Here is a 26,541-nt window from a genome sequence, read left to right as displayed (position 1 = left end):
GCCCGCATCCTAGGGACGCGCCGTGCCCCGGGAGCGCCCGGCCCGTCGAGGACGCGGAGCGGTCACAGGGTCGCCGCCAGCCGGGTCCCCTGGTCGATGGCGCGCTTGGCGTCCAGCTCGGCCGCCACGTCCGCGCCGCCGATCAGGTGCGCCGTCACGCCCGCGGCGGCCAGCTCCTCGAAGAGGTCGCGGCGCGGCTCCTGGCCGGTGCACAGCACCACGGTGTCCACCGGCAGGGTGCGGGCCTCGCCGTCCACGGTGAGGTGCAGCCCCTCGTCGTCGATCCGCTCGTACGCCGCGCCCGCGACCATCGTCACGCCCCGGTGCTTCAGCTCGGTGCGGTGGATCCACCCGGTGGTCTTGCCGAGGCCCGCCCCGACCTTGGACGTCTTGCGCTGGAGCAGGTGCACGGTGCGGGGCGGCGCGGGCCGCTCGGGCGCCCGCAGGCCCCCGCGTCCGGCGTAGGACGTGTCGACGCCCCACTGGCGGAAGTAGGTCTCCGCGTCCCGGCTCGCGCCCTCGCCGCCGTCGGTGAGGAACTCCGCCACGTCGAACCCGATGCCGCCCGCGCCGATGATCGCGACCCGCTCGCCGACCGGCGCGCCGTGCCGCAGCACATCGGCGTAGCTGACGACGGACGGGTGGTCGACGCCCTCGATCGCCGGTGTGCGCGGGTTGACCCCGGTGGCGACGACGACCTCGTCGTAGCCGGTGAGCGCGGCGGCGGTGGCGTACGTGCCCAGCCTCAGCTCCACCCCGCGCAGGTCGAGCTGGGTGCGGAAGTAGCGCAGCGTCTCGTCGAACTCCTCCTTGCCGGGCACCCGGCGGGCGATGTTCAGCTGGCCGCCGATCTCGTCCGCCGCGTCGAACAGGGTGACGTGGTGGCCGCGTTCGGCCGCGGTGACGGCGCAGGCGAGGCCCGCCGGTCCGGCGCCGACGACGGCGATCCGCTTGCGCAGCCGGGTGGGGGAGAGGACCAGCTCGGTCTCGTGGCAGGCGCGGGGGTTGACCAGGCAGGAGGTGATCTTCCCGCTGAACGTGTGGTCCAGGCACGCCTGGTTGCAGCCGATGCAGGTGTTGATCGTCTCGGGCCGGCCGGCCGCGGCCTTGGCGACGAACTCGGGGTCGGCGAGGAAGGGGCGGGCCAGTGAGACCATGTCGGCGCGGCCCTCGGCGAGGATGCTCTCGGCGACCTCGGGCGTGTTGATCCGGTTGCTGGTGATCAGCGGCACGGACACCGCGCCCATCAGCTTCCTGGTGACCCAGGTGTACGCGCCGCGCGGCACCGAGGTGGCGATCGTGGGGATGCGGGCCTCGTGCCAGCCGATCCCGGTGTTGATCATCGTGGCGCCGGCCGCCTCGACCGACCGGGCCAGCTCGACGACCTCCTCCAGGGTGGAGCCGCCCGGCACCAGGTCCAGCATGGAGAGCCGGTAGATGAGGATGAAGTCCTCGCCGACCCGCTCCCGGGTGCGCCGGACGATCTCCAGCGGGAAGCGCGTCCGGTTCTCGTACGACCCGCCCCACCGGTCCTCGCGCCGGTTGGTGGCCGACGCGATGAACTCGTTGATCAGATAGCCCTCGGAGCCCATGATCTCGACACCGTCGTACCCGGCGGACCGGGCCAGCTCGGCGGCGCGCGCGTAATCCTCGATCGTCTGCTCGATGCCGGCGTCGGTCAGCTCGTGGGGCACGAAGGGGCTGATGGGCGCCTGGAGCGCGCTCGGCGCGACCAGGTCGCGGTGGTAGGCGTACCGCCCGAAGTGCAGCAGCTGCATGGCGATGCGCCCGCCGGCCGCGTGCACCGCGTCGGTGACGACCCGGTGCTTCTCCGCCTCCTCCTCGGTGGTCAGCCGGGCCCCGCCCTCGTACGGCCGCCCGGCGTCGTTGGGGGCGATGCCGCCGGTGACGATCAGCCCGGCGCCGCCCCGGGCGCGCTCGGCGTAGAAGGCGGCCATGCGCGCGAAGCCGTTCTCGGCCTCCTCCAGCCCGACGTGCATGGACCCCATGAGCACCCGGTTGGGCAGGGTGGTGAAGCCCAGGTCCAGAGGGCTGAGCAGATGGGGGTACGGGGCCGTGGCCGGGTTCGCGGTCATGGGGGCGCCTCCTCGCGCGGTGTCGTCGCTCCCTGTTGTAGACGACACGGCGGAGGTTGTGCAACAAGTTGCATAACGGAGCGGGCGTGACCTGCGCTACGCCCGCGCCGTCCCGGAGGTCCCCGCGCGGCCCGGGCGCTGTCTTCGGGAACCCGCGCGGGCCGGGCGCTCCTTTCGGGAACCCGCGCGGGCCGGCTCGTCCTCGTCCGGGCCCCGCACGACGCCCTGCGCCCCGGGCCCTCCCTCAGGAACCCGCGCGGCCCGGGCGCTCCTCCCTCGGGAACCGGCGCGGGCCGGCGTCACTCCTTGCGGTAGCCGTACGCCTCGGCCGCCGCACCCGCCACCGCGTCCAGGTCACCGCCCGCCGACGCGGTGACCACCGCGGCCACCGCCCCCTCCACGAACGGCGCGTCCACCAGCCGGGTGCCCTCCGGCAGCTCGTCGCCCTCCGCGAGCAGCGCCTTCACCGTCAGCACCGCGCTGCCCAGATCCACCAGCACCGCCACCCCCGCCCCGCCGTCGACCGCCGTCGCCGCCTGGGTGATCAACTCCGCGCTGGTGCCCAGCCCGCCGTCCGGCCCGCCGCCCGCCGCCGCGACCGGCGCGGTGTCGCCGCCGCCCGCGAGGCCCCGGGCCAGCTCGGCGACCGCGGACGCCACCGCCGCGCTGTGCGACACCAGCACAATGCCCACCCGCGCGCTCACCGCGCCTCCTCCGCCCCGGCCAGGGCGCCGATCAGCAGCGCCGCGGACGTCGCCCCCGGGTCCTGGTGGCCCGCGCTGCGCTCACCGAGGTAGCTCGCCCTGCCCTTGCGGGCCACCATCGGCACCGTCCCCAGGGCGCCCTGCCGCGCCGCCTCGGCCGCCGCCGGGAGCGCCTGGCCCAGCGATTCGGCCAGCGCCGCAACGGCCGGCTCCAGCGCGTCCAGCATCGTCTTGTCCCCGGCCTTCGCCCCGCCGAGCCGCGCCACCGCCGCCACGCCCGCGCGCAGCGCCTCGGCCAGCTTCACCGGCGCCACCTCCGGCGCGTCGCCCAGCGCCTTGCCGGTACGGCGCAGCAGCGTCCCGTACAACGGGCCCGACGCGCCGCCGACGGTCGAGATCAGCTCCCGCCCCGCCAGCGTGAGCACCGCACCCGGCGTGCCGCCGGGCTCGCCCTCCAGGGCGGCGGCCACCGCCGCGAACCCGCGCCGCATGTTGGCGCCGTGGTCGGCGTCGCCGATCGCCGCGTCCAGCTCGGTGAGCCGGTCGGCCTCCCGGTCCACGGCGGCGGCCGTCCCGGTCATCCAGCGCCGGAAGAACTCCGCGTCGTACGTCATGGCCCTCACACCCCCCACCGCAGGGCGGCCGTGCGCACCGGCGCGTCCCACAGCCGCAGCAGCTCCTCGTCGGCCTGGCACAGCGTCACGGAGCAGCCCGCCATGTCCAGCGAGGTCACATAGTTGCCGACGAGCGTCCGGGCCACGGACACGCCCCGCTCGCCCAGCACGCGCTGGACCTCGGCATTGAACCCGTACAGCTCCAGCAGCGGTGTCGCGCCCATGCCGTTGACCAGCACCAGCACCGGGCCGCTCGGCCGCAGGTCCTCCAGGACCGCGTCCAGCGTCACGTCGGCGATCTCCCGCGAGGTCATCATGGCGCGCCGCTCCCGGCCCGGTTCGCCGTGGATGCCGACGCCCAGCTCCAGCTCGCCCGGCGGCAGGTCGAAGGTCGGCCCGCCCTTCGCGGGCGTGGAGCAGGCGCTCAGCGCCACCCCGAAGCTGCGGGAGCGGGCGTTCACCCGGCGGGCGACGGCCTCCACCCGCTCCAGCGGCTGCCCCTCCTCGGCGGCGGCACCGGCGATCTTCTCCACGAAGAGCGTGGCGCCCGTGCCGCGCCGGCCGGCCGTGAAGGTGCTGTCGGCCACCGCCACGTCGTCGTCGACCAGGACCGTGGCGACCTGCACCCCCTCGTCCTCGGCCAGCTCCGCCGCCATCTCGAAGTTCAGCACGTCCCCGGTGTAGTTCTTGACGACGAACAGCACCCCCCGCCCGCTGTCCACGGCCGCCGCCGCCCGCACCATCTGGTCCGGGACCGGGGAGGTGAACACCTCGCCGGGGCAGGCGGCCGCCAGCATCCCCGGGCCGACGAACCCGGCGTGCAGCGGCTCGTGCCCCGAGCCGCCGCCCGACACCAGGGCCACCTTCCCGGCCACCGGCGCGTCCCGCCGCACGACCACCCGCTTCTCCACGTCCACGGTCAGCTCGGGGTGCGCGGCCGCGATCCCGCGCAGCGCGTCGGCGACGACGGTCTCGGGTACGTTGATCAGCATTCTCAACGGGACTCCCTGCGGTGTCGGCGTACGGAACTCCAGTATCGAGCCGGATCGCCGCCGCGCCACGGCGTCAGCCGGAGATCTCCTCCACCAGCCCCGCCAGCGCCGCCCCCAGCGCCGCCACCCGGCCCGGCCGCGGCACGCCCCGTTCGTCCAGGTAGAGGTCGCGCCGGAGCTCCACCATCAGGGCGCCGACGCGCGGATCACGGCGGTGGAACCGCAGCGGCACGTACGCCCCGGCGAACGGCGTGTCCAGCTCGGTCCCGCCGAACCCGGCGAACGCCCGCCGGGCCGCCTCCACCAGCCCGTCCGGGGTGTGGAAGGCGTCGGTGCCCAGGCACACCGGCGGACGCGGCCCGCCGCCGTGCAGCTCGTACGGCAGCGCCACCGCCGGATAGGAGTGCACGTCCACCACGACCGCCCGCCCCACCGCCGCCAGCCGCTCCGCCACCGCCTCCGTCATCGCCCGCGCGTACGGCGCGAAGTAACGGGCGGTCAGCGGCCCCGGGTCGGTGCCCGCCGGGCGCAGCTCCGCGCCGCCGGTGGTCCGCGTGTAGACGGCGCCCATGCCCACCGCCAGCATCTCCTCCCGCTCGTCCGGGAACCGCTCCGGGTCCACCACCAGCCGCGACAGCCCGTTGACGAACCGCCAGGGCACCACCGGCGCCGACGCGGCGGCCACCGCGGCGATCTCGTCCGTGCGGGCGTCGGTGATGCGGTCCAACTCGGCCTCCAGTGCCGCGTCGTCCAGCACGATGCCCTCCCGCACCCCGGCGGGGATCTCCCGCGACGCGTGCGGCACATGCAGCAGCACGGGCGACCCGGGCGCACCCGGATGGAGCCGGAACGGGGCGGGGGAGGGGGACACGGGGCTCCTCGGGGTGACGTCGTGGCGGTGCCCGGACCGGGTAGGCGGGCGCCATGGGCGAGATCCTGATCGGTACATGTTCCTGGACGGACAAGGCACTTGTCGCGAGCGGCTGGTATCCGCCCGGCCGCCGCGACGCGGAGGGGCGGCTGCGCCACTACGCCGGACGCTTCCCCGTGGTGGAGGTGGACTCCACGTACTACGCGCTCCCCTCCGAGCGCAACAGCCGCCTGTGGGCCGAACGCACCCCGGACGGCTTCCTGTTCGACGTCAAGGCGTTCTCCCTCCTCACCGGCCACCCCACCCGGCCCGCCGCACTCCCCGCCGACCTCCGGGACCGGGCGGCGGCCCCCGGGGCCCGGAGCGACCCCGGGCTCCTCGACGAGGTCTGGCACCGCTTCGCCGGCGCGCTGCTCCCCCTGCGGGACACCGGCCGCCTGGGCACCCTCCTCTTCCAGTTCCCGCCCTGGTTCGCCCCCGGCGCCCGCGCCGAGGAGACCCTGCGCGACGCCAGGAAGCGGGCCGACGGCTGGCCCGTGGCCGTGGAGTTCCGCCACCCCGGCTGGTGGCGCGACGACCTGCGCGACCGCACCACCGCCCTGCTGCGCGACCTGGACACCGCGGCCGTGGCCGTCGACATGGCCCAGGGCCTGCCCGGCTCGATACCGCCGCTCACCCCCGTCGCCTCCACCGGCCTCGGCGTGGTCCGCTTCCACGGGCGCAGCGCCGCCTGGGGCACCGGCAGCAAGGAGGACCGCTTCCGGCACCACTACACCGACGCCGAACTGGCGCAGTGGCGGCCCCGGCTGCTCGGCCTCGCCGGGCGGGTGGACCGGCTGCACGTCCTGTTCAACAACTGCTGCGCCGACGCCGCCGTACGCGCCGCCGAGCGCATGCGGCAGCTGATGGTGCCCGGCGGACATCGACGGGACGCCGCCGGGTAGACGGGCCGTAGACGGTGCCCAGCGGTGACGAGGAGGAGCAATGTCCGGACTGATGACGCGCATCAAGCAGTTCACCCGAAGCCCCCAGGGCCGCAGGACCATCGCGTCGGCCCGCCGCGCCGCGGCCGACCCCCGCAACCGGGCCCATGCCCGCCGGCTGCTCGGCCGGCTGCGCGGACGCCGCTGACGGGAGGGGGCAGCACGATGGCGGGAACCCTCACCCGGTGGGAGCGGGCCCTGGAGCGCTGGCAGAGCGCCCTCGTCTCCAAGGCCTTCTCCCACGAGCCCGTCGAACTGCTCGACGCGCTGCGCCGCGAGTGCGACGAGCACGCCGTGGTGTGCAGCGGGACCAGAGTGGTGGTGCCCAACGCGTACGAGGTGGAGCTGGACGTCCCCGTACTGGAGGAGCTGACCCGGCGCGGCTGCGTCGACGACGTGGGGCGGGAGCTGACCGACGCGCTGGCCCGCCACGGCGAGCGCAAGGGCTACGAGTGGGCGGGGCCGCTGACGGTACGGATCAGCGCGGCCCCCCGCCCGGCCGGCGACCCCTACCGGGTCAGCAGCAGCCCCATGGCGCACGTCCGGGCGGACGCCTTCCCCGGAGCCGCCTGACCACCCGCGCGCGGGGCGTCCCGTACGTCCCCCGGGACGCCCCGGACTCCGGACGCCCCGGACGTCCGGGGCCCGCGATTCCGGCCCCGGGATGCCCCCGTCCCATCCCCGGGACGCCCCGGGCCCTTGGCCCGCACGTCCGGGGCCCCGGCAGCCGGGGTTCTCCGGACCCCGTGGCCCGGCCCCCGCCGGCCGCCCGCCGCTCCGCCCGACTGGCTGCCCCGGCTCGACAGGGCGCAGCATGGGGGAGTGGCGCCGGTCGGCGGCGCCCGCCGTCGGCTTCCGGCACAGGAGGCGGTGCACGCGGTGACCGGGCAGATCTTCGCGACCTGCGGGGTGGAGGTCGCCGCTGTCTACGTGCCGTCCGACAACATCGACGAACTCCGGCTCGCCGAGACCGCCGGCGACACCCGCGGGCCGCACCGGCCGCCGCCGGTCTACGCCCTCTCCGGCCGCTCCGCCGTCGCCGACGCCTGCCGCGCCGGCCACCCCCAGTGGCTCACCACCGAGCAGCCCGGCCCGGACGGCACCCCCCGCCCGGTCTCGATCGGCGCGCTGCCGCTCGGCGGCGACCCGCAGCTCCTCGGCTGCCTCCTGGTGGCCCGCGCCGGAGACGCCGGCTTCGACGCCGACCAGCGCGCCTTCCTGGAGCTGTACGCCGACCAGACGGCCGCCGGTCTGGAGGCCGCCGCCGCCCGGGTCACCGTGCCCGTCGAGGTCGGCCCCGCCTCCGGGCACGCCCTGCTGCCGGTGCGCGGCGGCACCTTTGTCCTGACCCTGCGGACCGGGCGGATGGACGTGGACACCCAGGTCCTCCAGCTCCTCGGGATCGCGCCGGAGGACTACGACGGCCATGTGTCCACCCTGCTGGCCTGCGCGGTCCCCGACGACGTACCGGCCCTGATGTCGGTGGTTGAACCGGACCGGGCCGAACCCCACCAGCAGCTCGCCTTCCGCATCCGCCGCCCCGGCGGCGAACTGCGCTGGCTGGGCCTGCGCTGCCGGGTCCTCGCCGGGCCCGACGGCAGGCCCGAGCGGATCCTCGGCGTGGTGGGCGACGCGTCCTACCTGCGGCCCACGCCCGACGAGGTGTCCCTGGTCCAGCGGCTGTCCACCTCGCTGGCCGGCGCCACCACCATCCGCGACGTCAGCCGGGTGGTCGTCGAGTCCCTGCGCGCTCCGCTGCACGCCACCCGTATCGCGGTCGCCGAGCTGGAGGGCGACCGGATCGTGGTCACCCTGCTCGACCCGCCCCGCCCCGACGCCTGGCCCGAGGTGTGGCGGTCCGAGTGGCGCTCGGAGTGGCCCGACGCCTCCTGCCACAGCCTGCCCACGCTCGAGGGCGCCGTCCGCGAGGGCCATGTGGTCCTCTGGCCGCCCGAGGCCCCGCTGGAACCGGGCCTCGCCGGCATCGGCCCCGGCGGGCTCGCCATCCTCCCGCTCCCCGCCGATGGAAGGATCGTCGGCGTGTGCCTGGTCGGGTGGGACGGCCGGCACCGCTTCGGCCCCGAGGAGCGCTCCCTGCTGACGGCCACCGCCGGACTGGTGGGCCAGGCCCTCACCCGGGCCCACGCGCTCAACGCGGGCCACGAGCTGGCCACGATGCTCCAGCGGAGCCTGCTGCCCCGCAAGCTCCCCGCCCTGCCCGGCGGCGAGGCGGTGGCCCGCTACCTCCCGGCGACCGCCGGACTCGAAGTGGGCGGCGACTGGTACGACGTCATCCCGCTCCCCGACGGGCACGTGGCGCTCGTCATCGGCGACGTTCAGGGCCACAGCGCCGGAGCCGCCACCATCATGGGCCAGATGCGCACCGCGATCCGCGCGTACGCGGTCGAGGGCCACCCGCCCGACGTGGTCGTCGCCCACGCCAACCGCCTCCTCGTCGGCATGGAGACCGACCTCTTCGCCACCTGCGCCTATGTCGACCTGGACATCGAGGAGGGCCTCGCCTGGATCGTCCGCGCCGGGCACCTGCCGCCCCTGCTGCGCCGCCCGGACGGCACCACGGAGACGGTGGAGACCGAGGGCGGCCCCCCGCTGGGGGTCACGGCCGAGGCGGAGTTCCCCCTCACCGAGATCGGGGTCCAGCCCGGCAGCCTGGTCGCCCTGCTGACCGACGGGCTGGTGGAGTCGGCGACGCTCCGCCTGGAGGACGGCATGCGGGCGGTGTGCGAGGCGCTGAGCGCCGCCGACCCCGCCGACCCCGGGCGGGTCGCCGACGGGCTGGTGGCGGGCACCCGCCGTCGGGACGACGACGTGGCGGTGCTGCTGATGCGCTACGACGGGCTGCGCGTCCGCCCGGTGCGCGCCCGCTGGACCGTGGAGCGGCTGCCCGACGCGGTCCTGCACGCCCGGCGCTTCACGGCCCGCACCCTGAGCGGCTGGGGCGTGACGGAGGAGGCCGACGTGGCCCTGCTCATCGTGTCCGAGCTGGTCACCAACGCCGTCACGCACACCCCGGGCGAGGTACGGCTCGACCTGACCCTGGCGGGCGACCGGCTGCGCATCGCCGTGAACGACGCCTCGCCCCGGGCCCCGGTGCGCTCCGCCGGAGTCGACTGGGAGGCCACCGGGGGCCGCGGGCTGCTGCTGGTGGAGGCGCTCTCCACCACCTGGGGCTCGGTGCCGCTCGGCGGCGGCAAGCAGGTGTGGTCGGAGGTGGCGCTGTCGCCCCGGGCGCCGGCTGCTACGCCTGACGGGCCGGGTGCGCCGAGATCGACGCGACCGGCGCCGTCTCGCTGAGGTGCCCCACCTGGTGCCGCCCCCGCTCCGCCGCGGGCGCCCCGGAGATGGCGGCCGTCGCGGGCGCGGGCTGCGGGCCGGCCTTGCCCCGCTCGTCGGGCGCGTTGGCCACCGAGGACCAGGTACGCAGCCGATGGCTGACCGCGTCGTCCAGACTCACCGGCGCCCCGCGCTGCTCCGCCAGCCGGCTGGCCTCCCGGCCGAGCGCCGCGATGTCGTCCCAGCGCAGCCGCAGCACCACCGACACCTCCGCACCGCCGTCCGGGAGTCCTCGCATCGTCGGCTCCTCGCGCTCGTTCATCGCCGCTCCTGTCGTTGCCGCAGAGACGTTCAACCGCACATGCATACGGATGGCGCCCCGGGGCCGTTCAGCGCGGCTCGCGGCGCCACCCGAACGGGCGCACGCTGGAGGGGTGAGGGAGCGACCCCGGAGGTGTGAAGGATGAAGACGATCGTCGGATGGCATGTGGACATCGAGTTCAGCGAGGACGAGGCCACCGGCAGGACCCGCGCGGCCTGCATGGTCCGGCTCCCCGACGGCACCGAAGTGCGCGCCCACGGCCACGCGAGGCGCCACCCGGACGACCGGGAGCAGCAGCGGGTGGGCGAGGAGATCGCCGCCGCCCGCTGCCTCAACGAACTCTCCCGGAACCTGATGAAGAAGGCGGGGGGCGAGATCGAGGAGGTGACCCACATCCCGGCCCACCTGGCCATGTGACCCCTCCACCGGCCGCGGCCCCGCCCTCACCGCCTCCCGGCGCACGGGACGGGACGGCGGCCCGCCGCGACCGCGCGGGACGGGGAGGCGCCCGCCTCCCGGACGCCGGTCGCGCTGAGCACGGCGGCGACGGCGAGAGCCGCGGTGGCGGCGCAGAGGGCGGCACCCGGCCCGGACGCGGAGTGGCCGGTGGCCGCCCCGCCCATCAGCAGCCCCATGACCGCCACGCCGATCAGCCCGCCGACCTGGCGCGACGCGTTGAGGACACCGGAGGCGACGCCCGCCTGGTCCGGGTCCACCGAGCCGAGCACGGCGTTGGTCAGGGCGGGGACGACCAGCCCGATGCCCAGGCTCGCGACGGCCAGTTGGCCGGCCATCGCCGCGTACGGCGCCGACCCGGCGACCGGCACGGCGGCCGCGAAGCCGGCGGCCGCCACCGCGTTGCCGGCGACCAGCACCGTCCGGACGCCGAACCGCCGCACGAGCGGCCCGCAGAGGAGGTTGGCGGCCAGGATCGCGGCCGTCATCGGAAGGAGGGCCAGCCCGGTGGTGAGGGGCGAGTACGACCGGACCTGCTGGAAGTGCACGCTGAGGACGAAGACGAGCCCGTAGAAGGCGAAGTTCAGCAGGACGCCGACGAGCGAGGTGTGGGTGAAGGCCCTCCGGCGGAACAGCCGCGGCGGCAGCATGGGGTCGGCGCCGCGCCGCTCCACGGCGACGAACGCGGGGAGGGAGACCAGGAAGACCGCCGCGCAGCCCAGGACGAGGGGAGAGTCCCAGCCCAGGGTGTGCGCCTCGGTGATGGCGGCGGTCAGGGCGCCCAGCCCGGTCACGGCGAGCACCTGCCCGGGCAGGTCGGCCGCGCGGCGGCCGGAGCGGCCGCGGGCGGGAGCGGGCGGCGCGTACGCCAGGGCGAGGGCGATGCCGAGGACCGCGAGGGGGACGTTGACGTAGAAGACGGAACGCCATCCGAGCCCGTCCACGAGCAGTCCGCCGACGACCGGCCCCGCGGCCAGCGCGAAGCCGCCCGCGGCTGCCCACAGGCCGACGGCGCGGGTGCGCCGGGCGGGGTCGGGAAAGCCGGAACTCACCAGGGACAGCGAGGACGGCACGATCAGGGCGGCGCCGACTCCCTGCACCACCCGGGCGGCGGTCAGGGTGACCAGCGACGGCGCGGCACCGCAGGCCAGGGACGCGACGGCGAAGAGGGCGAAGCCCGCCGTGAAGACGTGCCGGGGGCCGAAGCGGTCGCCCAGGGAGCCCGCCGTGAGGAGGAAGGCGGCGAAGGTGAGCGTGTAGCCGTTGACGACCCACTCCAGCCCCGAGAGGCTGCCGCCGAGGTCACGGGCCAGGGCCCCGGTCGCGACGTTGACCACGCTGACGTCGAGGATGACGATCACGAAGCCCAGGCAGGCGGCGAGGAGGAGCGCGCCCGGCCGGGCGGGAGCGGGGGGACGGTGGGGCGTCAACACTGGTCCTTTCGTCGGCCGGCCGCTGTGCCGCCGGGGCATGCGGACGGGCGGGCGGGGAGGCCCGTAGACTGTTCGACGTGAGACGAACACCGGGAAGTGTACGCACCGCGTCGAACACTTGGTCAACGGGGCCCGCGGGGCCTGCGGCACGAACGACGGGACGGAGCACCGGACATGGCACCTGAGCGCGCCGAGGGAGCACCGGCGGGAGCACGCCCCGCGAACCGGCCGGCCACGACCGCCGGACACCGGGTCCCCCCGGCGCACACCCACCCGCGCGACGTACCGCTGGAGGACGCCCTGCTCGCCCTCGCCGACCCCGTACGGCGCACCCTCGTACGCGAGCTGGCCGAAGCGGGCGCATGGAAGCGGGCGTGCGGCAGCTTCGACGTCCCGGTGACCAAGGCGACGCTCAGCCGGCACTTCGCCGTCCTGCGCGACGCGGGTCTCCTGGAGCAGCGGGACGCCGGCGCCAAGCGGCTCAACCGGCTGCGCCGGGAGGAGTTCGGGGAACGTTTCCCCGGCCTGCTGGACCTGGTCCTGGCCGAGGACCGCCGACCCGTACCCAGGTCGCAGTCATGACCCGGCGCCGCCGGGGCACACGAGGGCGCGAGGGACCGGCGCGGTCGAGCCCCGGCGGACGGCCGGGGCGGTCGGTTCCGGGAAAGGACGTCACCACACATGTCGCAGGTCGAGGAATCCATCGAGGTCGGCGTTCCGGTGCGCACCGCCTACAACCAGTGGACGCAGTTCGAGAGCTTCCCCGAGTTCATGGAGGGCGTGGAGCGGATCGAGCAGCGCGGGGACACGCTCACCCACTGGGTCACCAAGGTGGACGGCGCCCAGCGGGAGTTCGACGCCGAGATCACCGAGCAGATCCCGGACGAGCGGGTCGCGTGGACCACCGTGAGCGGTGAGGCGCGGCAGGCGGGCGTGGTGACCTTCCACCGCATCGACGACGCGACCACCAAGGTGATGCTGCAGATGGACTTCGAGCCCAGCGGGTTCACCGAGACCGTCGGTGACAAGCTCGGCGTGGTCAAGCGCCAGGTCACCGGCGACCTCAAGCGCTTCAAGACCTTCATCGAGTCCCGCGGCAGCGAGACCGGCGCCTGGCGCGGCCAGGTCTGAGGCACACACCCGGGCCGTACGGGTGACGCGGTACGTGTCGGCGACGCGCCTCACGCGCGGCGCCGCGCCCCGGGGGCAGGGTGGGAACCGTTAACTCCAAGCGCCCCCGTGGGGCGGCTGGGCCGGGCCCCCGGACGGGTCACACCGTCCGGGGGCCCCGGCTTGTCCACAGCCCCGGCCCCCGGCCCGCCCGCCGGACCGCCCGGCGCCTAGGATGAGGCACATGAGCCCGCATCAGCACCGCACCCGCGTACGCCCGTCGGCGTACCGGCGCGCGCTGCTGGTCCTGGCCGTCCTGGCCGGGGTGCTCGCCATGCACGGGCTGGCCCCCGGGCCCGTCACCACCGCCGCGCACCACGCGCACCAGCGGCCGGGCGCCCATGCGCCCGGTGACGCCTGCGTCCACGCCGGCCACGGCGACGGCGGCGCGACCGGCCACGCCGAGCACGCGGACTCCACCTGCGCGGCCGGCGGCATCTCCACCGCGCCCGCCCCTGCACCGCTGCTCCCCGGCGCCGTCGAGCCCGGCGCCGGCTCCCCGCACCCGGCCGGGCCGGACGGACGGGCGGCCACCGGCCGCGGCCCGCCCGACCTGGCCATGCTGCAACTCCTCCGCATATAGGGACGCCCGCCGCGGCGAGCGCTCGCCGCGCCCGTGAGCCCGTTCCCGTACCACCGCGAGGAGTCGCACCAGCATGTCCGCACGACGTCGTCCCACCCGCTTCCGCACGGCCGCCGCCCGCGCCGCCGTGACCGCCGCCGTTCTCACCCTCGCCGCCTGCGGCGCCACCGGCGAGAGCCCCGCCCCCGGCGCCGGCCGCGGCAGCACGCCCTCCGCCACCGACGGGCGGGCCGCCCACAACGCCGCCGACGTGGCCTTCGCCCAGGGGATGATCCCGCACCACCGCCAGGCCGTGGCCATGGCCGACCTGGCACCGGGCCGCGCCTCCGACCCGGAGGTCACCGCCCTCGCCGCCGCCGTCAAGAAGGCCCAGGCGCCCGAGATCCGCACCCTGTCCGGCTGGCTCACCACCTGGGGCGAGCCGGTGCCCGCCGAGGACGCCCCGGCCGGGCACTCCGGCCACGGGCAGGGCCACGGCACGGAGATGACCGGCATGATGACCGGTCAGGAGATGGCCCGGCTGGAGAAGGCCACCGGACCGGCCTTCGACACCGCCTTCCTCACCCTGATGATCAAGCACCACCAGGGCGCGGTGGCCATGGCGAAGACGGAACGGGACCAGGGGGCCCACCCGCCCGCCACGGCCATGGCGGACGACATCATCGCCTCCCAGTCCGCCGAGATCGCCCGGATGAAGGCGCTGCTCGGCGCCGGCTGACCCCGCGCCGCCCGGCACCCACCGGGCCCCGGCGTCACGTCGCGGCGTGCGCCGGGGCCCGGTCGCGGCCCCCCGGGTGCCGGTGCCGCCAGAACCAGAAGACACCGCTCGACACCAGCGCCCACGCCCCCAGCACCGCGAACGGGAAGAGGTGCTGGTGGCCGCCGAAGTACACGGCGGTGTGCTGGGCGTTCACCGACGCCCCCGGCGGCAGCCACTGCCCGATGTGGCCCAGCGCCGACGGCAGCAGGGGCCAGGAGACCGCACCGCCCGACGACGGGTTGCCCAGCAGCACCATCAGCCCCCAGGTCGGCAGCATCGCCCACCGCCCCATCAGGGTGTTGAACATGGTGAAGACCATCCCGGACGTGAACATCGTCAGCGCCAGGATCATCCACGACTCCGCGAACGGCAGATCCAGCGCGCCCAGCAGCCAGTCGACGGTGGCCGCGATCGCGAACCCCCCGAGCAGCGCGTACGCCGCCGTGACGGCGATCCGCTCGGCCGGGTCGAGCGCCCGCGCGTGCACACTGAGCTGAATGGCCCCCACGAAACCGATGATCACCGCGGCGAGCGAGATGTAGAACAGCGCGAGCCCCCGGGGGTCGCCCTTCTGCAGCGGCGCGATGTCCCGCACCACCACCCGCACACCCGTCTCCCGGCCCACCGCCGCCCCCGCCTCGGCGAGCACCTGCGCCACCGACGCCCCCGCCGCCCCGACCACGTCCAGCCGGACACCGCCGGGCTCCGGGCCCACCGTGAGCACCGCGAACACCTCCTGCTCGGCCACCGCCCGCCGCGCCGCCGCGCCCGTCTCGTACCGCCGCAGCTCCAGCGAGGCGTTCAGCGACCGCTCCATGCCGTCGACGAACCTCCGCCCCTCCGCCGAACCGGTGCCGCCGACCACCGCCGTGGGGATGTGACGCGGCGTCGGGTTCGCCATGGTGTACGTGTACGAACCGGCGAACAGCGCCGCCGCCGCGGCCAGGATCAGCACCAGCACCAGGGCCGGCGCGAAGGGCGACGCCTTGAACGCCGCCCAGGCGTCGCCCCGCTCCGGCGGGCGGCCGTGCGCCCCGTGCGAAGCCCCTTGAGGCTCCTTGGCTTCGTGCGTATCGGACATACCGTCACCCTAAGTCGGACATGTCTCCCCGCCCGTCGGCGGGGGGCCGGAAGGTGACCCGGGCGGGGGCCGGAAGGTGACCCGGGCGGTGGCACACCGACGCCGTGAGCGGGCGGGCCACCCGCCCCGCGCATAACGTGGCACCGTGAGCCGCCAGGGACCCCACCCACCCCCGCCCCCGCACCCGCCCGGCACCCCGCCCGGCACGCCGTCGGGCACCCCGCCCGGCGGCGCCCGGGGCGCCGTGCGGAACTGGGCCGACGCCCTCCTCACCGTGCTCGCCGCACTGGTGGCCATGGGCGTGCCCGCCGCACTCGGACTCTGGGCGGCGGGCGCCCCCGACCTCCCCGAGGGAGCCTTCCCGCACGTCCTCGCGGCCGTCGTCCTCATCGCCGCCGGAGGCTCCGTCGACGTCTCCGGCCAGGCCGGCGACCTCGCCGGCACCGAGGCGGTCCTGGACGTGATGCCGCTGTCCGTGACCCTCGCCGGGGCCCTCACGGCCGGCGCCTGCTTCCTGCGCCCGCTGCGCCACCACGCCGTCGCCGGCGCCCGCGAACTCCTCGGCCACACCGCCCGCACGGCCCTGCTGTGGCTCGGCGCGCTCGCCGTGCTGTGCGCCCTGGCACGGCGCACCTTCACCCTCGCACCGCCCGAGTCGCCCCTCGACATCATCGGCGGCCTGCTGGACGCCACCCCCACCGTGGGCTTCGCCGCCGACTACGGCCTCTCCCTCCCGTACGGCCTGCTGTGGCTGCTCGCGGTGTTCGCCGTCGCGCTGCTCGTCTCCCGGGGCGCCCCGCTCCCCGCCGGGCTGGTCCGCCATCAGGAGGCGGTCCGCCCGGTGGCCTTCGCCATGCTGCTCCTGCTCCTCGCCTACGTCGTGATCGCCCTGGTGATCGCGCTCGTGGTGGCGGCGACCCGGGACCACACCGCCGAGACCTTCGCGGTGATCCTGCTGGGGCTGCCCAACGTCGCCTGGCTCGCCCTGGGTCTCGGCATCGGCGGATCCTGGGAGGGCAGCGTGGACGGGCCGTTCGGCCTGCCGATGCCCCACGTCCTCGACGAGGTGCTGCGCCGCCCCGAGACCACCACCCTGGACGTCGCCACCCTCGCCCAGCAGGACGGGCGGGCCTGGTGGCTCGTCCCGGTCGCCGCCGTGCTGCTGCTGGCCGCCGCCTTCGTCATGGCGGCCCGTTCACCGGCCGGCACCCGGCCGTGGCAGTACGCCCTCCACCTGGGCATCGCCTTCGCGCTCACCATGCTGGTGGTCACCCCGCTCACCAAGGTGATCGCCCGGCTGGGCCTGACGGTGCTGGGCGTGGTCGAGATCGAGGACCTGGCCGGCCGGGTGGACCTGCGCCCCCATGTCTGGACCGCCGTGGGGCTTGCCCTGCTCTGGGGCCTGGTCGCCGGCCCGCTGGGCGGCCTGCTGGCCGCGCGGGTACGCCGCCGGGGCGAGGTCCCGGCCCCGCCACCCGGCGCGTGATCACCGCGCGTGATCACCGCGCTGGGCGGCGCCGGTAGTCGGCCACGACGCGGACGATCGCATTGAAGGCGCGCACGCTGTCGGCGGGTCTCGCCTCCCCGGCGGGTGTGCCCAGCCGCTCGCCGCGGTAGGTCTGGCGGGGGTTGGAGTAGCGGTTGATCCGGCGGCACGGCCCGCCGGTGGCCCGGCGGCAGCTCGACTCGTACGCCTCCAGCGTGGACCACCGGCCCGAGGGCGGGAAGTGGCCCCGGGCGCTGTTGGCGCCGCGCGGGGCGGTCACATAGTCGTGCATGGCGCCGAGGTTGTGGCCGATCTCGTGGGCGAGCGAGTGGTGGGCGAGCGCCTTCTGCGCCACCAGGCTGTAGGCGTGGCCGCTGGTGCGGGAGGTCACCCGCCGGGGCCGGTTGGCGAGCCCGGCGGCCCCGTCGCTGCCGGTCACCACCGTCACCAGGTCCGCGCCGACCCGGTCCCGGATGCGGGGCAACTGGTCGGCCACCCCGTCGTCGCGGCGGGCGACCGCCCTCAGCAGCGCGTCACCGGAACGGTCCAGCCCGGCGGGGACCTTGGCGCTGACCACGCCGGTGAGGCGGAGGCGGGCGTGGACGGCCCCGGCGGCGAACGCCTGGGAGGTGGAGGTGACGGCCTGTTTGATCCGCGCCTTCAGCGCCCGGACCCCGCCCGCCTCACCGACGGCGCGGGGCGTGTAGCCCGCCAGGATGTCGATGGTGACCACGCGCCCGCCGTAGGGGGCGCGGGGCACCTGTGTGCAGGGACGTTTCTCCTGCGCGGTGGTCCGGCACCGGCCGCCCCCGCCTCGCCGCGGGGGACCGGGCGCGGCGACGGGCCGGCCGGGCCGGTCGGGCCGGGCGTCCGGCGCGGCGGCGGGCACCGCCCCGGCGGGCGCCCCGGCGACGGCCGGAGGCCCGCCGGCAGGGCGTACGGCGGCGGCAGCGGCGGCGGGGCGGGCGGCGACCGGGGCGGCCGGGGCCTCCTCCCGTACCGGCGCGCAGCCGGCCGTGCTCAGCAGGAGGGCCAGTGCGGCGGCACCCCAGGACACGCGGGCAAGGTGCATGACCGTCCTTTCACGGAAGGCGGGCCCCGGCCCGGGGCCGTGACCGGAAGACGGGCCCCGGCCCGGGGCCGTGACCGTAAGGGGGCCCGGAACGAGCGGCCCCCAGGTGTCCTTGCGGGCCGCGGGGCGCCGCATGCGCGGGGCGGCGCCGATTCACCGGTTCGGCGGCGGCACCCCCGCCCGTACCGGGCGCCGCCGCCCGGTATCCGTACCGGCGCCGGATTCGCGGCGAACGGTTGGGTCCGTGACGCTTGGGAACGCGAGAAGGCGGATCACACGAACCCGCGTACGGCCCGCCGCACGCGGAGGAGCGACGCACAGAGGAGAAGGCACCACATGACCGAGCCCCAGGACCCGGTGACCCGGCACCCCCGGCCCGACTTCCCCGACCAGGAGCAGCCCCACCCGGGATGGACCGGCCCCATGGACCCGCCCCCGGACCACGGCGAGGAGTCCTACCGGGGCAACGGACTGCTGCGCGACCGGGTCGCCGTCGTCACCGGCGGCGACTCCGGCATCGGACGCGCGGTGTGCCTGGCGTACGCGCGCGAGGGCGCGGACGTGGTCCTCACCCACCTCCCCGAGGAGGAGAACGAGGCCGCGGAGACGGTACGGCTCGTCGAGGAGGCGGGCCGCAAGGCGATCCGCGTGGCGGCCGACAACCGCGACGAGGAGCAGTGCCGCGCCCTGATCCGGCGCGTCGTCGAGGAGTTCGGCCGCATCGACGTCCTGGTGAACAACGCGGCGTACCAGATGGCCCAGACCGACGGCATCGAGGCCATCACCACCGAGCAGTTCGACCGGGTGATGAAGACCAACCTCTACGGCATGTTCTGGCTCACCAAGGCCGCGCTGCCGCACATCCCCCGGGGCGGATCGGTGATCAACACCACCTCCGTGCAGGCGTACAAGCCCAGCCCGCCGCTGCTCGACTACGCGATGACCAAGGGCGCCATCGTGACGTTCACCCACGGCCTCGCGCAGATGGTCGCCGAGCGCGGCATCCGGGTCAACGCCGTGGCGCCCGGCCCGGTCTGGACGCCGCTCATCCCGGCGACGATGCCCGACACGGCCGAGTTCGGCAAGCAGTCGCCCCTGGGGCGGCCCGCGCAGCCGGCCGAGATGGCACCGGCGTACGTCTTCCTCGCCTCCGACGGCGCGAGCTATCTCACCGGCGAGATCGTCAACGCCACCGGCGGCACCCCGCTGCCGTGACCATGGGGGCGCGGATCGCAGACACGGGGCGGCGGATCGGCTGGGAGGCCGCCGCGATCGGCCGGTCCGTCCGCGGCGCCCTCCGGGGCCCCGGACCGGAACGGGACCTCGCCGTCCAGGCCGTCAAGGCCGCCGGGGCCGCCATCCTCGCCTGGGCGGTGGCCGGCTGGTGGTGGAGCGCCCCGCTGGCGCTGATGGCGCCCTGGACGGCGATCGCCCTCGTCCAGAGCACCGTCTACCGGTCCGTGCGCACCGGGGTGCAGCAGGTCGTCCTCATCGCCGGCGGCACGGTGCTGGCCGCCGCCGCAGCCCGGCTGACGGACGGCCACACCATGGCGGCGATGGCGATCGTCCTGCCGGTCACCGCCCTGCTCGGCAACTACTCCCGCTTCGAGGGCCAGGGCGTCTACGCGTCGACCACGGCGCTGTTCGTCCTGGTCTACGGCTCGTTCAGCGGCTCCGACATCCTGCACCGGCTGCTGGAGACGCTGCTCGGCGCGGCCATCGGCATCGCGGTCAACGCCCTCGTCCTGCCGCCCGTCCACCTCCGGCACGCCCACGAGACGCTGTGCCGGCTGCCCCGGGAGGGCGGCGAGCTGCTGCGGACGATGGCGCAGGAGATGGAGAGCGGTTACGACCGGCAGCAGGCCCAGGAGTGGCAGGACCGGGCGCGGAGGCTGCCGTACCGGGTCGAGGACCTGCGCAACGCCCGGACCTGGAGCCGGGAGAGCTACCGCCTCAACCCGGCCGGCCGCATCCGCCGCCCCGGCCGGGAGCTGCCGTCCACCCAGTGGGACGCGTCGTGGGAGAGCATCGCGGACCACCTGGGCGCGCTCACCCGGCTCCTCGCCCACGCCGCGGGTGACGACCCCCGGCTGCGGCCGCCGCCCGACGCGGTCCTCGCCGAGGTGCCCCCGCTGCTGGACGCCCTGGCGGACGTGTGCGAGGCGGACTGCGCGGAGCTGTGCGACCCGGACGGCGCCGCCGCCGGGCCGGGCGCCGAGGGTGGCACCGAGGACGGGGTGGATAGCCGCGACGAGGCCCTGTCCCGGGCCTGGGCCGCCCAGCGGCGCCTGAAGACCCGGCTGACCGCCCACGACGAGGAGACGGCCACCTCGGTCGGCGGCCTGGCCGCGGAGCTCCAGCAGCTCCTGTACGACCTGGAGGACGCCCGCCCCGCCCTCCGCCGGTGAGCGAACGCCCGCCCCGCCCTCCGCCGGTGGGCGGAGAACGGGGCGGGCAGTGGTTTTTCCGTGAGGCGTCAGCGGGACCGGGGAGCGCCGCCGGAGCCTGGACCGCCGGCACCGGGCTCCGGCCGGTCACCGGCGTCGCCCGCGGCCTCCTGCTTCATCTCCTCGGGCCACTTCCGGGTGTCCCTCGGCTCCACGTACGGCTCCTCCGACTCCGGCATCCCGCCGCTGATGGCCCGCTGGCGCGCCAGCTCCGCGTCCAGCTCCAGGCCCAGCAGGATCGCCAGGTTCGACAGCCACAGCCAGATCAGGAAGGTGATGACACCGGCCAGGGTGCCGTACGTCTTGTTGTACGAGCCGAAGTTCGCGACGTACAGCGCGAACCCGCCGGAGGCCACCAGCCACAGCAGCACCGCGAGCACACTGCCGGGGCTCAGCCAGCGGAAGCCCTGCCCGTGGACGTTCGGCGCCCGCCAGAACAGCAGCGCGATCATCACCACCACCAGGATCAGCAGGACCGGCCACTTGGCGATGTTCCACACGGTGACCGCCTCGTCGCCCAGCCCGATCGCCTGGCCGGCCCGCGCCGCGAGCGGCCCGGTGAACACCACGATCACCGCGCTCACCGCGAGGAGCACCATCAGCACCAGCGTCAGGCCGACCCGCAGCGGGGTCAGCTTCCACACCGGGCGGCCCTCGGGGAGGTCGTACACGGCGTTGGCGGTGCGGATGAAGCCGCCGACGTACCCCGACGCCGACCAGATCGCACCCACCAGGCTGATGGCGGCCACCACACCGCTCGCCCCCTGGTTGCCCTGCAACTGCTGCACCGCGTCACCGAGGATGTCCCGCACCGGGCCGGGCGCCAGCTTCTGCAGGTTGTCCATCACCGTGCGCGTCGCCGACTCGCCGATCATGCCCAGCACGGAGACCAGCACCAGCAGCGCCGGGAAGATCGACAGAACGCTGTAGTACGTGAGGGACGCCGCCCGGTCGGGGAGTTCGTCGTCCATGAACTCCTTGCCGGTGCGCTTCAGGACAGCCCGCCACGAGCCGGCGGAGAGGTCCGTCGGCTCGTCCGGCACCCCCGTGCCCTTTTCCTTGTCATCACCTGTGTGTGCCATACCGCCACGGGTTACCCGACACACCGCGCCCAACCGCCCCGGTCGCGCGCCGCCACGCCGCGCACGCTCGCGTTGCGGCTCCCCGGCCGGGGCGGCAGGGTCGAGTCAGCGACTGCGAGGAGGAACACGACCCATGCCCATCGCGACCGTCAACCCCGCGACCGGCGAGACGCTCAAGACCTTCGACGAGCTGACGCCCGACGGCGTCGAGCGGTGCCTCGCCGCCGCGGACGCGGCCTTCCGCCGCCACCGCACCACCACCTTCGCCGAACGGGCCCGGCTGCTCGGCCGCGCGGCGGACCTGCTGGAGGCGGACCAGGACGACATCGCCCGCACCATGACCACCGAGATGGGCAAGCCCCTCACGGCCGCCCGCGCCGAGGCCGCCAAGTGCGTCAAGGCCATGCGCTGGTACGCCGCCAACGCCGAGCGGCTCCTCGCCGACGAGCACCCGCCGCAGGACGACGTACGGGACTCCGGCGCCGCCCACGCGCGCGTGCACTACCGCCCGCTCGGCCCGGTGCTGGCCGTCATGCCGTGGAACTTCCCGCTCTGGCAGGTGATCCGGTTCGCCGCGCCCGCGCTGATGGCCGGCAACGTGGGGCTGCTCAAGCACGCCTCCAACGTGCCGCAGACCGCCCTGTACCTGGAGGACCTCTTCCGCCGGGCGGGCTACCCGGAGGGCTGCTTCCAGACCCTCCTGGTCGGCTCGCGGGCGGTCGAGGGGATCCTGCGCGACGGCCGGGTGGCCGCCGCCACCCTGACCGGCAGCGAGCCCGCCGGGCGCGCCGTCGCCGCCGTCGCCGGCGACGAGATCAAGAAGACCGTCCTGGAGCTGGGCGGCAGCGACCCCTATGTGGTGATGCCCTCGGCCGACGTGGAGCGGGCCGCGACCGTCGCCGTCACCGCCCGCGCCCAGAACAACGGCCAGTCCTGCATCGCCGCCAAGCGGTTCATCGTCCACACCGACGTCTACGACGCGTTCACCGAGCGCTTCACCGCCGGGATGGCCGCCCTCCGCGTCGGCGACCCGATGGACGAGTCCACCGACGTGGGGCCGCTCGCCAGCGAGTCGGGCCGCGACGACCTCCAGGAGCTGGTCGACGACGCCGTACGGCGCGGGGCCGAGGTGCTGTGCGGCGGGCGCCGCCCCGAGGGGTACGAGGAGCGCGGCTGGTTCTACGCGCCGACCGTGCTGGCCGGGATCACCCCGGAGATGCGCGTCCACCGCGAGGAGACCTTCGGGCCGGTCGCCACCGTCTACCGGGTGGCGGACGCCGAGGAGGCCGTGCGGGTCGCCAACGACACCTCCTTCGGGCTCAGCTCCAATGTGTGGACCCGCGACGAGGAGGACGTACGGCGGTTCGTCCGCGACCTGGAGGCGGGCGGCGTCTTCGTCAACGGCATGACCGCGTCCCACCCGGCGCTGCCCTTCGGCGGGGTGAAGCGCTCCGGGTACGGGCGGGAGCTGGCGGACCACGGCATCAAGGAGTTCTGCAACGCCACCACCGTGTGGCAGGCGCCCTGAGCGACCGCCTGAGCCGGACGTCCTGAGCGACGTCCTGAGCGGGGGAGCGGCCCTGCGCGCGCCGGCCGCCCCCGGCGGGGGAGCGGCACCGCGCGCGGGGCCGCCCGGCCGGGCGGCCCCGCACCGGGTTCACAGCGGCTGGATCACCTCGTCCGCCGGGGGCGGGGGCGGCGGCGTACCGTCGCCGAACGGGCGCCCGCCCAGCTCCTCCCGGTGGTGCGGGGCCCGCCAGCCGCGCAGGTCGGGGCCGCGCGGCACGATCCGCGTCGGGTTGATGTCCTCGTGGACCCGGTAGTAGTGCCGCTTGATGTGGTCGAAGTCCACCGTGTCGCCGAACCCGGGCGTCTGGAACAGGTCCCGCGCGTACGCCCACAGGACCCGGTCCTCGGTGAGCTTGTTGCGGTTGCACTTGAAGTGGCCGTGGTACACCGCGTCGAACCGGACGAGCGTGGTGAACAGCCGGACGTCCGCCTCGGTGATCGTGTCGCCCACCAGGTAGCGCCGCTCCGCCAGGTGCTCCGACACCTGGTCCAGCCGGGCGAACAGGCGGGCGTAGGCGCCGTCGTACGCCTCCTGGCTCTTGGCGAAGCCCGCCCGGTACACCCCGTTGTTGACGTCCTGGTAGATGCCCTCCATCCGCTCGTCGATCTCGTCCCGCAGCCCCTCCGGATACAGGTCGGGGGCGCCCTCGCGGTGCAGGGCCGTCCACTCGGTGGACAGGTCCAGTGTGATGCGCTGGTAGTCGTTGGTCACCAGCCGGCCGGTCGGCACGTCGACCACCGCCGGGACGCTCACGCCCCCGTCGTACTCCTTCTCCCTGGCCTCGTACGCCTCGGCGAGGAACCGGATCCCCAGCACCGGGTCCCGGTCGTCCGGGTCCAGGGTGAAGCGCCAGCTCCGCTCGTCCTGCACCGGATCGGCCACGGCCAGCGACAGGGCGTCCTCCAGCCCCAGCAGCCGGCGCACCACCAGGGAGCGGCTCGCCCACGGGCAGGCGCGGCTGACGACGAGCCGGTACCGGCCGGCCTCCACCGGCCAGCCGTCCCGGCCGCCGGCGGTGATCCGGTCCGTGAAGCGGCTCTTCGACCGGGTGAACTCGGCGGACTGTCCCACAGTGCCTGCCCTCCTCGCGACGGGTGTCCGCCCCGGGTACCCGTCCCGGGCGGCGCCTCACCCGCAGGGCCGCCCCGGCGTCAGTCGTCCGCCCGGGCGCGCAGCGCGGGGGTCCGCCCCCGGCGGCGGCGCGCCCCCGGGTGGAACACCAGCACGATCAGCCGGGAGCCGGGGGCGGCCAGCGGCTGCGCGGCGCACATGGTCACCCAGCCCCTCCCGAGCACCGGGTGCCGCAGCGGCCGCTCGTCGCCGTCCAGATGGCTGTAGGCGCTCGCCGACTCGTACAGCGGCGCCGCCGCCGGGTCCGCCAGGACGTCCTGCTCGATCGCGCACAGCGTCTTGTCGGACGGGTCGGCGGCGAGCGCCACCCGCAGCTGGGGGAGCACCAGCGGCGCCCACGCCCGCTCCCAGTCGGACAGCACGACCCGCGCCTCCGGCTCGACCGCCATCCACCGCATGGCGTTCGGCGGCACCCGGCGGTGCGGGAAGATCTCCGCGAAGGCGGCGTTGTGCGCGAGCACGTTCCACGACCGGTCGTTGATGTACGCCGGGTGAGACACCGTCCCCAGGATCTCCTGCCACACGCCGGGCAGCTCCTCGCCCGAGCGGAAGTCCAGCGGACGCGGCGGGTCCTGGCCCAGCGCGTACCGCCACAGCGCGATCCACTCCTGCTCGTTCATGCGGAACAGCCGCGCCACGTCCTGGAGGAGGTCCACCGGCGGATTCGGGTAGCGGCCGGACTCCAGCCTGCCGTAGGTGTCCGGGGCCCGGTGCAGGATGTGGTCGATCTGCGCCTGGGACAGCCCCCGCGCCCGCCTGCCCTGCCGGGTGGGACGCGACAGGCCCTGGCTCTCCGGCGTGATCGACGCCCGTCGCTCGCTGAGCAGGAGACGCAGTGCAGGCTTGTCCATGACGCTTTCTTCCCCAAGGGGGCGGCCGCCGGGTGGTGCCGTGGCCGCCGTGGTGTGCCGCGGGCCGTCCCGGGAACGGAGCCGGGAAGGGCCACACCGGTACGCTGGCCCGTCGTACGCGGGCGATCAAGCGTTCGCGTGGTGCGTACATGCGCACGGCGCACACACGCAGCGTCAGCACACGGTTTCGGCACACGGCTTCACCTCACAGCGGCAGCACACCACGCCGGCGGTCAGCGCCGGGCACAACGGCACACCAGGCCGGCACGCAGGGTCGACGGGGGCGGAAGAGGATGGACGAGGACAGGTCCGCGCGCGGCGCCGCCGCGCCCGCGCCGGGCGGCCGGGCCGGTCTGTCCGCCGCCGCGATGACGCTCTACGCCCGGATCACCCGGGGTGACGGCACCGGCCCCGAGGACGTCGCCGCCCTGCGGGAGCTGCTGGCCTGGCGCCTGGTCGCCGTCGACCCCGACCGGCCCGGCGCGCCGATCGCCCTCGACCCCCAGGAGGCGGGGCGCCGCCGCCTCGACGAGGAGCTGGGCGAACTCGCCGCGCGAGCGGCCGGGGTGGCCGCCGTCCCCGCCGTGGCGGACGAGCTGGCCCTGCACTTCGAGCGCGCCAAGTGGCGCTCCGGCTCCGGCAGCGAGTTCCTCGCCGAACCGGAACAGGTCGGCGCCCGGATCGGCGAGGCCGTGGACCGGGCCGAGCACGAGCTGCTCACCGCCGGGCCGTTCGGGCCGCGCGGCGCCGACGCCCTGGCCGCCGCCCGGGCACGGGACGCCCGCGCCCTCGCCCGCCGGGTGGGCGTGCGCACCCTCTACCGCGACGGCGAGCGCGACGACCCGGCCACCCGCGAGACGGTCACCTGGCTGACGGCGCGCGGCGCCCGGTTCCGTACCCTCGCCGCGCCCTTCCAGAGCTGTGTGATCGTCGACCGCCGCCAGGCGTTCATACCCGACCACGTGGTCAACTCCAGCCCCACGCACGCGGCATGGCACGTGATGGACCGCGCGCTGGTGGCCTTCATCGCCGAGGGCTTCGAGAACGCCTGGCGGCGCGCCGACGCCTGGCACGGCGACCCCCGCCGGGCCGCCCCCGGGGGAGGGGCGGGGCTGACCCGGCGTCAGCGGGAGATCCTCACCGACACGGCCGCCGGGATCGACCAGCGCATCACCGCCCGCCGCCTCAACATCGGCCTGCGCACCCTCACCAAGGAGCTGGGCGTGCTCCGCGCCCGCTGGGGCGCCCCCACCCTCGCCGCCCTCGCCTACCAGTGGGCGCTGTCCGCCGAACGCCTGCGGCCACCGGGCGACGAGCACCCGGCGGGCACCCCGGCGGACCCGGCACGGCACGGTCCGGGCGGCGGGCCGTGACGATCCGGCCGCCGGAGGCCGTCCCGGCGGCCCCGCCGTGGCCGACACTTTTTCACCGAAGAAGCATCAGAAGAAATCCCTTGAGTATTGCTGCATCCTGGACGAGTTGATCGGCACGCCTCCGGGCACCGGCCGGTCCGCGAAACCGCTATTACGGGGGGCGTTGTCCA

At 75.6% G+C, this 26,541-nt stretch carries 26 protein-coding genes; 14 read left to right on the top strand and 12 right to left on the bottom strand.

Annotated elements, in window-relative coordinates; genetic code table 11:
* Window positions 1–62: 62 nt before the first annotated feature.
* From ACF08D_RS17110 to ACF08D_RS17090, 5 genes are all read right to left on the bottom strand, one after another.
* Window positions 63–2,096 carry an FAD-dependent oxidoreductase gene (locus ACF08D_RS17110; RefSeq protein ID WP_392223427.1) on the bottom strand — a complete coding sequence of 678 codons (2,034 nt, stop codon included), beginning with the start codon at window positions 2,094–2,096 and terminating at the stop codon, window positions 63–65.
* 299 nt (window positions 2,097–2,395) lie between these two features.
* Window positions 2,396–2,800 (bottom strand): PTS fructose transporter subunit IIA, encoded by a 405-nt coding sequence (locus tag ACF08D_RS17105; protein ID WP_392223426.1) that lies wholly within the window; start codon window positions 2,798–2,800, stop codon window positions 2,396–2,398.
* Complete coding sequence (gene dhaL, locus ACF08D_RS17100; RefSeq protein WP_392223425.1) at window positions 2,797–3,414, bottom strand: dihydroxyacetone kinase subunit DhaL; 618 nt, start codon at window positions 3,412–3,414, stop codon at window positions 2,797–2,799. Before dhaL ends, ACF08D_RS17105 begins: the two co-directional genes overlap by 4 nt.
* Before the next feature lie 5 nt (window positions 3,415–3,419).
* A complete protein-coding gene (dhaK, locus tag ACF08D_RS17095; RefSeq protein ID WP_392223424.1) occupies window positions 3,420–4,412 on the bottom strand; it encodes a dihydroxyacetone kinase subunit DhaK in 993 nt (330 codons plus the stop codon).
* 67 nt (window positions 4,413–4,479) lie between these two features.
* The gene (locus ACF08D_RS17090; protein WP_392223423.1) at window positions 4,480–5,277 is read right to left on the bottom strand and encodes an N-formylglutamate amidohydrolase; all 798 of its coding nucleotides are present in this window, start codon (window positions 5,275–5,277) and stop codon (window positions 4,480–4,482) included.
* Between the two features lie 53 nt (window positions 5,278–5,330).
* Between ACF08D_RS17090 and ACF08D_RS17085 the strand changes: the two genes are divergently transcribed.
* The 4 genes from ACF08D_RS17085 to ACF08D_RS17070 all read left to right on the top strand — a co-directional run bounded on the left by ACF08D_RS17085 (window position 5,331) and on the right by ACF08D_RS17070 (window position 9,575).
* Window positions 5,331–6,221, top strand: coding sequence for a DUF72 domain-containing protein (locus ACF08D_RS17085; protein WP_392223422.1), 891 nt, complete (start codon window positions 5,331–5,333; stop codon window positions 6,219–6,221).
* Between the two features lie 40 nt (window positions 6,222–6,261).
* The gene (locus tag ACF08D_RS17080) at window positions 6,262–6,408 is read left to right on the top strand and encodes a hypothetical protein (RefSeq protein ID WP_392223421.1); all 147 of its coding nucleotides are present in this window, start codon (window positions 6,262–6,264) and stop codon (window positions 6,406–6,408) included.
* A 17-nt stretch (window positions 6,409–6,425) separates the two neighbouring features.
* Window positions 6,426–6,833, top strand: a complete 408-nt coding sequence (locus tag ACF08D_RS17075; RefSeq protein WP_392223420.1) for a DUF3662 domain-containing protein — start codon at window positions 6,426–6,428, stop codon at window positions 6,831–6,833.
* A gap of 306 nt (window positions 6,834–7,139) precedes the next feature.
* Complete coding sequence (locus ACF08D_RS17070; protein WP_392223419.1) at window positions 7,140–9,575, top strand: SpoIIE family protein phosphatase; 2,436 nt, start codon at window positions 7,140–7,142, stop codon at window positions 9,573–9,575.
* On the opposite strand, the gene ACF08D_RS17065 is transcribed toward ACF08D_RS17070, so the two are convergent.
* Window positions 9,520–9,876 carry a hypothetical protein gene (locus ACF08D_RS17065; RefSeq protein ID WP_392223418.1) on the bottom strand — a complete coding sequence of 119 codons (357 nt, stop codon included), beginning with the start codon at window positions 9,874–9,876 and terminating at the stop codon, window positions 9,520–9,522. The genes ACF08D_RS17070 and ACF08D_RS17065 overlap by 56 nt on opposite strands.
* Window positions 9,877–10,017: 141 nt before the next feature.
* On the opposite strand from ACF08D_RS17065, the gene ACF08D_RS17060 reads away from it, so the two are divergent.
* Window positions 10,018–10,293 (top strand): DUF1876 domain-containing protein, encoded by a 276-nt coding sequence (locus ACF08D_RS17060; RefSeq protein ID WP_392223417.1) that lies wholly within the window; start codon window positions 10,018–10,020, stop codon window positions 10,291–10,293.
* A gap of 26 nt (window positions 10,294–10,319) precedes the next feature.
* On the opposite strand, the gene ACF08D_RS17055 is transcribed toward ACF08D_RS17060, so the two are convergent.
* Window positions 10,320–11,762, bottom strand: coding sequence for an MFS transporter (locus tag ACF08D_RS17055; RefSeq protein WP_392223416.1), 1,443 nt, complete (start codon window positions 11,760–11,762; stop codon window positions 10,320–10,322).
* A gap of 177 nt (window positions 11,763–11,939) precedes the next feature.
* On the opposite strand from ACF08D_RS17055, the gene ACF08D_RS17050 reads away from it, so the two are divergent.
* From ACF08D_RS17050 to ACF08D_RS17035, 4 genes are all read left to right on the top strand, one after another.
* On the top strand, window positions 11,940–12,347 hold the full coding sequence (locus ACF08D_RS17050) for an ArsR/SmtB family transcription factor (protein WP_392223415.1): 408 nt from the start codon (window positions 11,940–11,942) through the stop codon (window positions 12,345–12,347).
* 99 nt (window positions 12,348–12,446) lie between these two features.
* Complete coding sequence (locus tag ACF08D_RS17045) at window positions 12,447–12,896, top strand: SRPBCC family protein (RefSeq protein WP_392223414.1); 450 nt, start codon at window positions 12,447–12,449, stop codon at window positions 12,894–12,896.
* Window positions 12,897–13,119: 223 nt separating this feature from the next.
* Window positions 13,120–13,518 (top strand): DUF6153 family protein, encoded by a 399-nt coding sequence (locus ACF08D_RS17040; RefSeq protein WP_392223413.1) that lies wholly within the window; start codon window positions 13,120–13,122, stop codon window positions 13,516–13,518.
* Window positions 13,519–13,591: 73 nt separating this feature from the next.
* On the top strand, window positions 13,592–14,236 hold the full coding sequence (locus ACF08D_RS17035) for a DUF305 domain-containing protein (protein ID WP_392223412.1): 645 nt from the start codon (window positions 13,592–13,594) through the stop codon (window positions 14,234–14,236).
* A gap of 34 nt (window positions 14,237–14,270) precedes the next feature.
* Here the strand turns inward: ACF08D_RS17035 and ACF08D_RS17030 are convergent, their stop codons facing one another.
* Window positions 14,271–15,359, bottom strand: a complete 1,089-nt coding sequence (locus ACF08D_RS17030; protein ID WP_392223411.1) for an ABC transporter permease — start codon at window positions 15,357–15,359, stop codon at window positions 14,271–14,273.
* A 244-nt stretch (window positions 15,360–15,603) separates the two neighbouring features.
* Between ACF08D_RS17030 and ACF08D_RS17025 the strand changes: the two genes are divergently transcribed.
* Window positions 15,604–16,845 carry a streptophobe family protein gene (locus ACF08D_RS17025; protein ID WP_392224085.1) on the top strand — a complete coding sequence of 414 codons (1,242 nt, stop codon included), beginning with the start codon at window positions 15,604–15,606 and terminating at the stop codon, window positions 16,843–16,845.
* Window positions 16,846–16,858: 13 nt separating this feature from the next.
* Here ACF08D_RS17025 and ACF08D_RS17020 read toward each other — a convergent pair whose 3' ends face one another.
* Window positions 16,859–17,917 carry a zinc-dependent metalloprotease family protein gene (locus ACF08D_RS17020; protein WP_392223410.1) on the bottom strand — a complete coding sequence of 353 codons (1,059 nt, stop codon included), beginning with the start codon at window positions 17,915–17,917 and terminating at the stop codon, window positions 16,859–16,861.
* Between the two features lie 336 nt (window positions 17,918–18,253).
* Here ACF08D_RS17020 and ACF08D_RS17015 point away from each other — a divergent pair, with 336 nt between their 5' ends.
* Window positions 18,254–19,132 (top strand): glucose 1-dehydrogenase, encoded by an 879-nt coding sequence (locus ACF08D_RS17015; protein WP_392223409.1) that lies wholly within the window; start codon window positions 18,254–18,256, stop codon window positions 19,130–19,132.
* Window positions 19,133–19,134: 2 nt separating this feature from the next.
* Window positions 19,135–20,325, top strand: a complete 1,191-nt coding sequence (locus ACF08D_RS17010; RefSeq protein WP_392224084.1) for an aromatic acid exporter family protein — start codon at window positions 19,135–19,137, stop codon at window positions 20,323–20,325.
* 68 nt (window positions 20,326–20,393) lie between these two features.
* Here ACF08D_RS17010 and ACF08D_RS17005 read toward each other — a convergent pair whose 3' ends face one another.
* Complete coding sequence (locus tag ACF08D_RS17005) at window positions 20,394–21,446, bottom strand: YihY/virulence factor BrkB family protein (protein ID WP_392223408.1); 1,053 nt, start codon at window positions 21,444–21,446, stop codon at window positions 20,394–20,396.
* A gap of 133 nt (window positions 21,447–21,579) precedes the next feature.
* Here ACF08D_RS17005 and ACF08D_RS17000 point away from each other — a divergent pair, with 133 nt between their 5' ends.
* Entirely contained in the window at window positions 21,580–22,974 is a 1,395-nt protein-coding gene (locus ACF08D_RS17000; RefSeq protein ID WP_392223407.1) for an NADP-dependent succinic semialdehyde dehydrogenase, read from the top strand.
* A gap of 129 nt (window positions 22,975–23,103) precedes the next feature.
* Here ACF08D_RS17000 and ACF08D_RS16995 read toward each other — a convergent pair whose 3' ends face one another.
* Both ACF08D_RS16995 and ACF08D_RS16990 read right to left on the bottom strand, forming a co-directional pair.
* On the bottom strand, window positions 23,104–24,087 hold the full coding sequence (locus ACF08D_RS16995; protein ID WP_392223406.1) for a glutathione S-transferase family protein: 984 nt from the start codon (window positions 24,085–24,087) through the stop codon (window positions 23,104–23,106).
* 80 nt (window positions 24,088–24,167) lie between these two features.
* The gene (locus ACF08D_RS16990; RefSeq protein ID WP_392223405.1) at window positions 24,168–24,998 is read right to left on the bottom strand and encodes a helix-turn-helix domain-containing protein; all 831 of its coding nucleotides are present in this window, start codon (window positions 24,996–24,998) and stop codon (window positions 24,168–24,170) included.
* A 293-nt stretch (window positions 24,999–25,291) separates the two neighbouring features.
* Here ACF08D_RS16990 and ACF08D_RS16985 point away from each other — a divergent pair, with 293 nt between their 5' ends.
* Window positions 25,292–26,371, top strand: coding sequence for a TrmB family transcriptional regulator sugar-binding domain-containing protein (locus tag ACF08D_RS16985; RefSeq protein WP_392223404.1), 1,080 nt, complete (start codon window positions 25,292–25,294; stop codon window positions 26,369–26,371).
* Window positions 26,372–26,541: the final 170 nt, after the last annotated feature.

Source organism: Streptomyces sp. NPDC015131 (assembly GCF_043079975.1).
Taxonomy (GTDB): domain Bacteria; phylum Actinomycetota; class Actinomycetes; order Streptomycetales; family Streptomycetaceae; genus Streptomyces.
Note: the sequence above shows the minus strand (reverse complement) of the source record. Positions and strands in the feature narration are given on the sequence as shown.